Source organism: Algoriphagus sp., assembly GCF_013373065.1.
Classification (GTDB): Bacteria; Bacteroidota; Bacteroidia; order Cytophagales; family Cyclobacteriaceae; genus Algoriphagus.
In genome coordinates this window covers 1-7,657 of record NZ_JABXIN010000026.1, presented here as the reverse complement: position 1 = coordinate 7,657, position 7,657 = coordinate 1, and the positions used below count along the sequence as shown (strand labels likewise).

Below are 7,657 nucleotides of genomic sequence, written 5' to 3'. Positions count from 1 at the left end.
GTGGTAAAGGTGTTGATGGAGAGCATGAGTGCATTGAGGATTTTGATTAAAAGGTCATAGAGTAAGGCCACCAGAAATGCCACAGTCAAGAGAAAAGACTTCCAGGCTTTTTGCGCCGGAGGCAGTTCCTCCCAGGTACCTTTTAGAATATCGATTTTGCTTAAAATTTTTGCACTCAATTGGGTGCCTGAAATCGCCCATCGATAGAGGGGAAGCGCTGTGGCAGAGAAAAATCGGGGGACTGACTTTTCCGAATCCGAAATCATAGATTTGAATTCCTCATAGGCCAGCAGATCTTTTTGTTTTTCTTCCAGGTAGACCTCATGTACCCCTGCATTGCGCTGTAGGTATTTGAAGAAAAAACGGTAGCGGTCTACAATTCGGTTTTTGCCATGAGCATCCCAGGAATTGGGGAAGAACAGGTAAATCAGGGCAAAGGCAAGTATTACGTAAAGAGAATAAATGACGGCTCTGGCAGGTTCAGTACCATAAGCAGAGAATATTTTGAGAAACTGATTGATCTTCCACGTAAAAAAGCTCTTGAAACTTGGATTCTCATCGAATAGGTAGGCTAGGCGTCTTGTTTCAATGTTCTTCATTTCAACATAACAAGCATTATAGCTATCCTGGTCACCGAATTTTTGGTATCTATCCTGCAAAAGTTTATACGACCCTATCAGTAGATCGTATACCATCTTGTTTTCAAATTCTAATGAATCAGTAGCAAAATATTTTGGTGGAGTTCGATTTAAAGTAGTAGGACGCGGAGAGTAATAAAGTTTCCTTTTTATTTGATCAAATGGAAGATACGTATTCGTTTCAGGAAGTTGTGCTCCCGTCACATCCAGACTTCCTATTTGATTTTCAGAAACATGAGCAACAGAGGTGACCTGAGAGTTTTTTAGGGATATTTCCCCTATTGCTGAATTAGTAATTTCTAAGCCGGAAAATTGCACACCTTCAATATTAATCGTGTTAATTTTTCCATTGGTAATTTCAAGTTGTGGAAAACCTGTTGCCCTTATGAAGAAAAGCCTTCCTTCGATTTTGGGGTTAATAAGGAATATACTCGAGGGGATATCTAAGTCATAAAATGCAAGATCACCATTAAATTCGCAGTTGATTAAATTATAATAGACAAAGTCGTCCGAACCCTTAAAAAAAGCGCTTTTTTCAAAAATGGCGTTTTTAAAAGGGATCATTCGATCTTTATAGTTTGTAAACCTGACTTCTTCCTTAAACCTGACATTTTTGATCGAAATGGTTGAATCTTTAAAGATTCCTTCGATAAGGAAGTCTTTAACATTCATTGGTTTTCTTATAGTCGCAGCGGTCAATATTTGCTCGTCAACTGGACGCCATTGAGATTCATAAAACAAGGTGTCTTTTTCAAAATCAATGTAAACCTTGATATTACTTACGTCATAGGTAGAATTTGGCCAGTTATTGATTTCTTCAATCCAATCTGTAATCGAAGGAATTTCCCTCCATTTTGAGCTTTCATCTTGAGCAAAACTCTGCAAGGTAAAGCAAAACGCAACTAGGAAGATTATAATTCTCATATCAATTCAAAAGTTGACTTATCAATGACACACTAAATATGGTCAACATGAACCAGCCAATAAAACCCTGAATAATGGCTAAGTAACGTGGCAGGCCTTTAATCGGAATCTCACCAAAACCTAAAGTAGTAAATGTGTTGATGCTCAGCATCAAAGCATTGAGCATTTTGATAAAGAGGTCGTAGACAATAGCGATCAAGAAAGCACCTATGATCAAGACAGACTTTCCTGCTTTCTTGGAGTCTTCTGTAGAAGACCAGGTTCCTTTCAGTACATCAACCTTGGAAAGTAACCAGGAAAAAGTTTTAGTACCCGCCACCGACCAGCGATAAAGAGGCAGGGCGGTAGCCATAAAGAACTTGGGTGCGGTTTTGCCTTGTTCTTCTAAATACAGCTTAAAGTCTTCCGAGGCTAAAAGCGCTGGCTTCTTCTCATCCAAATACACTTCGTGTATACCTGAATCTTTATTCACATATTTCAGGAAGAACCGATACCTGTCCATAATGCGGTTTTTGCCATGACTGTCCCAGTGGTTTGGGAAGAATAGGTAAATTAGGGCAAAGGCTAGAATCACATAGACCGAAAAGACAATGGCACGTTCGGGTTCAGTACCGTAAGCCGAAAAAACTTTTAGGAATTGATTAATACGCCATTTAAAAAAGGTTTTAAATGAAGGCGATTCTCCATATAGATATTCAAGTCTTTGCGTTTCGAGGTCTTTAATTTCAATGTAAACATTATTAGCAGCGCTGATCTCATGTCGACCCTTATAAAAATCATAGAACTTACCTTTTAAGGCCTGTTCAACATTATATACATCTATATCTTCAACTTTCACGATTTCATTATAATGCGCTACATTTTTTTCAGTGAAATTTGGGAAATAAGGATCACTATTTTCTTCTGGAACAAAGTCTTTTTTATCAAAAGAACTGATACCATTAGGTGCCATCCATTCTCTAAACATCTCAAGATCAATAAGTTTATTTTCGAATTGATCCCAATTAATCCAGATTGTTTTAGCAGATAAATCATCCACGCCAAAAGCAATGACAGAAGTATTCCATAGGTTTTTAGCAAGCTTAATCCTTCGAAAATCATTCGTTTTTAAGTCTATGAGAACGTATTTGGCCTCAATTGAATTGTTTAGTACTTCCAAATTTGAATTGTTTAAACCATTCGAAGATTGATTCGTTAGTGCGAATGATTCTGTTGAAATATCATTTGATTGTATGTATAAACTTTGGAAGGATGGTATTTGAAAAACCAGTCGCTTTGATATGATCTTATTATTGCGAAATCCTATAATCGCCTCACTTTCCTTCTCGCTATATAAGGCAAATAATGAACCATTAAAGATTGAATTTTCTATGTTTAGTCTTCTACTGGGATTTCTTTCATTTCTCTCTAGTGCATCATCTTGGCCCAAAAGAAAAGCCCCCATTATTTTTGAATTTGTAATAACAAGTTGCTGAGGATTGACAATGTATACCGATTCGTGAAATTTTACTTTCGAAAAGCCAGCAAGCATTCTATTTTCTAATATAGTTTCAAACTGTACATTTTCTAAAAAGAGTTCCTTAGTAATGTGTAGTGTGTCTTTTCTGAGGCCTTTGCCCAAGGAGGTATAACGCTGATTGTTCTCTCTTTCTATTATAAACAATGAATCCGTTTGTGGATTGAAGAATATCTTTGCGTTAGAAAGTTGGAAAAGGGTGTCATCCTCTGATTGAATCATCTCAATAAATTCTGAGTATGAATATTCTTTGAGTCCAGAGGTTTCCTGAGCAAAGGAAAGGGTAGAGAAGAGTAGACAGAATCCTAGTAAGGTGTATCGCATAGTGGTTGAAGATTGGCAGAAGTTAATTAGGAATCAGTGAATTAGGAAATTAGGCTTCAGAGCCGTCATTCCGGTTTTTGTAGCGAAGTGCAGAAATACCGGAATCTTTTCAATCCAAAATTAGAATTTCATGGAATAGATTTCTGAACTCCGCTATGCTTCGTCAGTAATTGCATGAATTGATCTAGGTTCGCACATTGCTGAGCTCCCATTTTTCAATACATAGAACCTATCCCTATCATGTGCCTTTGACTGATTGACATAATCAGTTTTGAGTCAATTCAATCTGATCAACTCTTGCTTTATTGAATCAATGGTCGACTTAACTATCTCCTTATTTCGTTCAATGATTCTTTTTGTGAATTCCATGTAGTTGACCTCTTCCATATAGTAGCGATAAAATTCCTTCTCGACCTGTAGTTGAGTCAGCACCTCATTTAGTGATTTCCCATCATACAAAGGCTTACTTTCAAAAAAGTTGAAGCGATCCACTATCTGTAATAAGAGGGTTATGTATTCTGTCTGAAATTCTCTAATTCTGTTATTATTGTGTTCCCAGGCTGAATAAAAGTTCACAATATTGTTTCTCAGGTCTTTGTTTCTTATAAGGCGTAAGTTACCAGTGGAAATAAGCTCCTGAAAAGTACCTGTTAGTCTTGCATTGGGGAGTTCAGCGCCAAGTATGTAACTCCTTTTCAGTGTAAGCATTATCGAATCATCCAACGCAATACTTGGATCTTCGATATAGGCTCTAACTTTTATTAAGTTCTCCTCTTTACTGACGAGGGTTCTTTCAATAAATTCAGTTATAGATAAGTCGTTTTCTAGATCAATGACAAGTCTTTCCAAATACTCTTTTTCCAAACGCCTCTCTGTTTTTTCTTGTTTCAAATCACCGAGCTCAAGCGCGATCAAGATACCTATTACCACGAGGAGTATTTCTCCAATGGCATAAGCTGTGTAACGTTTCACTTTGTTCTGGTTCAACATTTTGGATCTTAATTTTCGGAAAAGACTAATCATCTCGTGCTTGTTCTAATTCTATGAGTAAGGCATTTGTCTTTTCAAGGACTAAAATGACCTCATTTTTGACTTGATTAAGATGGTTCCGTTTTGTATTGTATAATGGTTGAAAGGCAACTGCCAATGCTCTTAAGTCAACATCCTCCCAAATGGCTTCGGCAATGGGGCCAGACTTGAAGGGGGAAGTAGCCGTCAGGCCAAATTTTGCACTAAAAACCTCGAGGTTGTCTAAGTAGATAAAGAAATGACTATTATTCTCTTCCGTAAGGACTGAATGCTGAGTATAAAGGCCGAATATTTCTTCACGCAAAGCCTTGTCGAAGTAATTGATCTCTCCTGACATAGTCATAGAGTTGTAGGCATCTCGATGGTCTCTATCTACTTTTACAATACCAGCCCTAAACTCCTCACGAATGATCTTTATCAAGGTGTCCTTATTAGCACTGGGCTGTATTAATCTCTCTTGATATCCTTTTAGAATATCTAAATGCCTGTCAATATTGAATAAACGATCTTGGTAGTAGGTAGTGTCTTCTTGAAGGGTTTTTATTAAAATGCCAATATTCGTTTTTACAATTGCTTTTTGCTTTTTGTGTTCATTCCAATTGTTAAACTGAATGGCTATGTAGATCCCAATGACTACCAGAAAGATCTCTCCTACAGCGTAGGCTAAATATCTCCAAACTTTGTCCTTTCGTAAAAGTGATGAGCGTAATCTTCTGAATAGGAAAAGCATATGCTGTATTGGTTGAAGCTTGCTATAAGTTAAGGGTTATTGGTAAATAGTTAATGGGTTAGAATTAAGAATGCTTAATGTTAAATGCTGAGTGTCATAATACTTGGTGCTAGGTACAAAGCTACGAACATCGCAACTCCAATACGTCATTCAGAAGGAGGACGCAGGACGACTGGAGAATCTCCTCAAATGATTATGAGATTCTTCGTTTCACTCAGAATGACGAAAAGCGATTTAGATTCGTACTCACAACTCGCAACTCGCGAGTAGCTTCGGTCCTCGGTCCTCGGTCCTCGGTCTTCCGACTAATTCAACAATTGAGATATCAATGACACTGAGAATATGGTTAGCATGAACCAGCCAATAAAACCCTGAATAATTGCTAAGTAACGTGGCAGGCCTTTAATCGGAATCTCACCAAAGCCAAGTGTGGTAAAGGTGTTGATGCTCAGCATAAGGGCGTTTAGCATTTTAATAAAGAGGTCGTAGACAATAGCGATCAAGAAAGCACCTATGATCAAGACAGACTTTCCTGCTTTCTTGGAGTCTTCCGTAGAGGACCAAGTTCCTTTAAGGACGTCAACTTTGGAAAGCAGCCAGGAAAAAGTTCTAGTCCCCGCCACCGACCACCGATATAGAGGCAGGGCGGTAGCCATAAAGAAACCGGGGATTTCTTGTTTGGACTCGAGCATATAGGCTCTGAAGTCTTCTGCGGCAATCATCTCCTCCCGCTTTTCATCCAAATAGACTTCATGGATTCCACTGTCTTTTTTCATGTATTTGGCAAAGAACCGATAACGATCCATGATTCGGTTTTTTCCATGACTGTCCCAGTGGTTGGGGAAGAAGAGGTAAATGAGGGCAAAAGCTATAACAACATATACTGACATAGTAATAGCTCTTGAAGGTTCAGTACCGTAGGCTGAAAAAAGTTTTAAAAATTGATTGACTTTCCATTTGAAAAAGGTATCAAATGTAGGGTTTTGTTGGTGTAAATATTCCAGCCTTTCAGTTTCAAGATTTTTCATCTGGATAAAAACAGCGTTGGAATTTTCTGTATTATGCTTTTGATCGTATAGTTGTTTTAATTGCCCTCTTAAAGATATTTCAGCTTGATAGGCCTTTTTATTTTGAATCCGATAGTTTTCTAGATAATCAAAAAATGCGGAATCAGGGATATGACTATTCCAATTAATTAATGCTTCCGTCAATTCCGTCTGATAATACGCCTGGTAATGTTCTAGAGAGCTTTCAAAATCTATAATGCCATTTTTGAACTGTGACCAATCAATTACATTTCTATTTTTGAATTCATTGAAAGAGACCAAGCAAGGTCGTAAAATAGAATTGTTGGAAATTTCCAGATCACTAAAACCCTCATCACTATTTAAACTTATTTGCAAGTAGTTTTGATCAAAATCATTATTTGTAATTATCAACTTTTCTCCGTGGCTAGTAGCCAATCTCACTTTTCCCTCACCTAAGAATTGGGAATTACTTACCTGCACGCTCGATATGCCAGTAGTTGTAAATCCAAATGGTGAACTGCCTCCTTTTTCAGAATAAAATTTACAATCATTAAAGCTAGCTTGAACCTTTATGAGCTCTTCAGGCGGCAATTGGTAATAGTTAAATGCTCCCCCTGAGCGGAAGATACACTCTTGGTATGATATACTTGGATAGAATGCTCTACCGTAGTAGTTTTTTTCAATTTGTTCTTTCTCTGTACTTAAAGCAAAACTGGCTCTCTTTTGAAAGGTACTTTTGTAAATATCGAATATACAATTCACACAAAAGACTTCTTCTTTAAAGGATATTTTGTAGAAACCGCCTACAAATGTCGAGCTTAGGTCATTGACCCAATCAGCATAAATATTTGTCAGGAATAATTTTTTCTTAACAAACAGCGTATCATTCCTAAGAAACGAGAGATTTGTACTGAATTCGTTCCTCATTGCATAAGCCATGTCGGTTAGGCTATCAAATCTGAGGACAGCATTTTGAAGTCTGAAGACGTCTGTAGGTTCCTCTTCGATCATCTGAAAGAATTCTGAATAGGAGTATACCTTGTATTTACTGTCTTCCTGTGCGAGGGATAAAAAAGGAAATAAAAGACTTAGGACAAAAAAATATTTTCTCATAGTGTTAAAGCTTTTTTCTAAGTTAGGTTTCATCAAAGGAGGATCAGTTCAACAACTGGGATATCAAAGACACTGAGAATATAGTCAGCATAAACCAGCCGATAAAGCCCTGAATAATGGCCAAATAACGTGGTAAACCCTTGATCGGAATCTCACCAAAGCCAAGTGTGGTAAAGGTGTTGATGCTCAGCATCAAAGCATTGAGCATTTTGATAAAGAGGTCGTAGACAATAGCGATCAAGAAAGCACCAATAATCAAGACAGACTTTCCTGCTTTCTTGGAGTCTTCTGTAGAGGACCAGGTTCCTTTAAGTACGTCAACCTTGGATAGCAGCCAGGAAAAAGTTCTAGTACC

The 7,657-nt window shown here is 37.6% G+C and carries 6 protein-coding genes; all 6 read right to left on the bottom strand.

Going from position 1 to position 7,657, the window contains the following annotated elements; translation table 11 throughout:
- Positions 1-1,562, bottom strand: a 1,562-nt coding sequence (locus HWE15_RS14985; protein ID WP_290508357.1) for a hypothetical protein, incomplete at its 3' end; no start/stop codon positions are given.
- A 1-nt stretch (position 1,563) separates the two neighbouring features.
- Positions 1,564-3,402, bottom strand: coding sequence for a potassium channel family protein (locus tag HWE15_RS14980; RefSeq protein ID WP_290508356.1), 1,839 nt, complete (start codon positions 3,400-3,402; stop codon positions 1,564-1,566).
- Between the two features lie 276 nt (positions 3,403-3,678).
- Entirely contained in the window at positions 3,679-4,374 is a 696-nt protein-coding gene (locus HWE15_RS14975; RefSeq protein ID WP_290508355.1) for a hypothetical protein, read from the bottom strand.
- Between the two features lie 43 nt (positions 4,375-4,417).
- Positions 4,418-5,161, bottom strand: a complete 744-nt coding sequence (locus HWE15_RS14970; RefSeq protein WP_290508354.1) for a hypothetical protein — start codon at positions 5,159-5,161, stop codon at positions 4,418-4,420.
- 305 nt (positions 5,162-5,466) lie between these two features.
- Positions 5,467-7,128 carry a potassium channel family protein gene (locus HWE15_RS14965; RefSeq protein ID WP_290508353.1) on the bottom strand — a complete coding sequence of 554 codons (1,662 nt, stop codon included), beginning with the start codon at positions 7,126-7,128 and terminating at the stop codon, positions 5,467-5,469.
- Between the two features lie 217 nt (positions 7,129-7,345).
- On the bottom strand, positions 7,346-7,657 hold a 312-nt coding region (locus HWE15_RS14960; RefSeq protein ID WP_290508352.1), incomplete at its 5' end, for an ion channel.

Bases quoted from the DNA above. Each gene is read 5' to 3' on its own strand.
- HWE15_RS14980 (WP_290508356.1), bottom strand. From the start codon at position 3,402: ATGCGATACACCTTACTAGGATTCTGTCTACTCTTCTCTACCCTTTCC.
- HWE15_RS14970 (WP_290508354.1), bottom strand. From the start codon at position 5,161: ATGCTTTTCCTATTCAGAAGATTACGCTCATCACTTTTACGAAAGGAC.
- HWE15_RS14965 (WP_290508353.1), bottom strand. From the start codon at position 7,128: ATGGCTTATGCAATGAGGAACGAATTCAGTACAAATCTCTCGTTTCTT.